Here is a 2,306-nt window from a genome sequence, read left to right as displayed (position 1 = left end):
TCAGGAACTCCCTGACCAGAGTCCTCAAAAGCTCATTTCCTGCTATGAAATCCGCGACAGGGGGGCTGAGCTGGTAGTACAGGGAGACAAATACAGAGCCCGCGGTGCTTTCCAGCAACACGCTATCCCGGAACTCCCGCAACACATCGATCTGCTCAGCACTGGGAGTCCCGTAGGCTGCGGTGGCAATGAAGCAGATCGGTGAATATAATTCATCTGTTGTGAAATTAAGAATAGCAGCATCATCGATCTTCCCGACAGGATAATCAAGCTGGGCCTGGAATTCATACGTGGTGTTCGCGGTTAGCCCACCAATATTCACATGGTAGGAAGGTTCATCTGCCTCTGTTCTTACCGTCCAGTCGGTATAATGCCAAGCAGCGGCCCCGTACTCTCTGTGGGCAAACTGCAGCCAGACCCGGCTCCAGTCCCCCACATCGAAGTTCATGTTCAGGGTGGCTGTGTAGCGGGTGATTCCGCTGGCGGCTACTGTAGTAACTGTCGGAGGCACCTCAGGCCCCGTCTCCACCTGAAAGTTGGCGGTGACAGTTACATTATAAGCCGGCATGGTGAAGACAGTCTCCTCCTCCTCTGGCTCATCGAATAGCTCCGAGGTCGGCGTTCCACCCGAGGTCGGCACCGACGTCCACTCCACAAACTCGTAGCCCGCATCGGCTTCCGCCCTTATGTTGACCTCCTCACCTTCTTCGTAGGGCGGATCATTCGTGTCATCAAATGCTTCGCCACCTGACGGAGGGCTCGCTACCATGGTGAGATAATATTCGGGGACGCTGTAGTAGACAGTTATCCGGATGTGGTCCACAAATGCGTTTCTATTGTACACGGAATCGTCTTTTACTGCTGATATAGCAACACCGAAACCAGAATCGTTGATGTCAGCAGGGTCCCAGGTTAGCCCCCAAAGGTCAGTTGAATTGCCATAGATTACATATGTATCTGTGTCAGAGCTTGGCCAAGATAGGCCTGTGCTCCTGTCGGTTCCACTTATCACTCCGCCTTTCACCAACTTGATGCTGTTGTCGAACACTCTCAAGGGTGTGGTGTTTTCACGTCTATCCACTTCCACCACAATGCCTTGTATCGTTGCGCCGCTTGAGACATCGAAACCGAAACCAGTTACTTCTAGATAATGACTAGTATTGTTGCCTTGCGTCAGAATTGCGCCGGCATAGGAGTCGTCTTGATCCAGTGCGTTGTTGACATCATCCCAGGTTACTGTTCCAATTGAATCGTCGTCGGCAGCAGTCGAACCGCTATTTGGTCCGCTTGATTTCGCCTGCACTGGACTGGCCATTGGCCCGGCTATGATTAACACGAGGCTGAGCACCAGCACCAGGGCAAATAGGATACTAGATGTCCTTTTCACGTTTTCTCCTTTCGTGTTTATTTTTGCAGTCCACCCCAGAAATATCTGGGGTGCTGACGCTCGCCCAGGACCGACCCATCCCCCCTCTGTGCAGGAGAGACTCCATGGGCAAGAATAGTCGCTCTAGTCGGTCGACCACTACCATCCGCCTTCCCATCGTTTACCTGCGGAAGTAGCTAACTGATACAATAAACATGGTGGGCGCTGACCTACCATCTCCAAAACCAAAGAAGAGAGCTGCTGGCGCAGGTCTCTTCTTAATCCAGTTCACATTTGGCCCCGAGTCGTCCACAATTCTCATGGTTCCCCTCATCCATACCAAACAGTGGCTCTTATATGTTATAGAGATATACAGATAACACGTAATAGAACTGTTAGTACTAGATTATCAACTTCGCGAAAAAAAGTCAATACCCCGGTTTGACACGCTCTCTGTGCTTTCTAAAGCCAATACATATACTATCTAACTCACTCACTGCTTGAATTCCACAGAAGACGTTTTGAATGAACTATGATTTGCACAATGCAGGACCGCGCAGATTGGAGGCAAGAATATAAGAGCCGCTAATGCCTCACGTCGAGCTGCACGGCCGGCGCTTTGCTATATCAGGTATTATGCCCTATGCTAGCACTGGTGTCTCACACATCTGATACAGCATACCTCCCTAGTTATGCCATATGTCCACCGTAGCTTCAACAACGCAAACAATGGGGTCAATCAGGAACTCCCTGACCAGAGTCCTCAAAAGCTCATTTCCTGCTATGAAATCCGCTACGGGAGGGCTAAGCTGGTAGTACAGGGCGACAAATTGAGAGCCCGCGACGCTTTCCAGTAGCACGATATCCCGGAACTCTCGTAACACGTCGATCTGTTCAGCGGTGGGAGTTCCGTAGGCTGCGGTAGCAATAAAACAACCCC

1 protein-coding gene is annotated in these 2,306 nt (G+C 51.0%); it reads right to left on the bottom strand.

Annotation, left to right across the window (positions count from 1 at the left end):
* Nucleotides 1-1,387, bottom strand: a 1,387-nt coding sequence (locus tag E3J62_02420; GenBank protein ID TET47107.1) for a hypothetical protein, incomplete at its 3' end; no start/stop codon positions are given.
* Between the last annotated feature and the right edge of the window lie 919 nt (nucleotides 1,388-2,306).

The organism is candidate division TA06 bacterium (assembly GCA_004376575.1).
GTDB lineage: Bacteria > Hydrothermota > DG-26 > E44-bin18 > E44-bin18 > E44-bin18.
The sequence above is the reverse complement of the archived record's forward strand: the minus strand, read 5'-3'. Positions and strand labels throughout refer to the sequence as shown.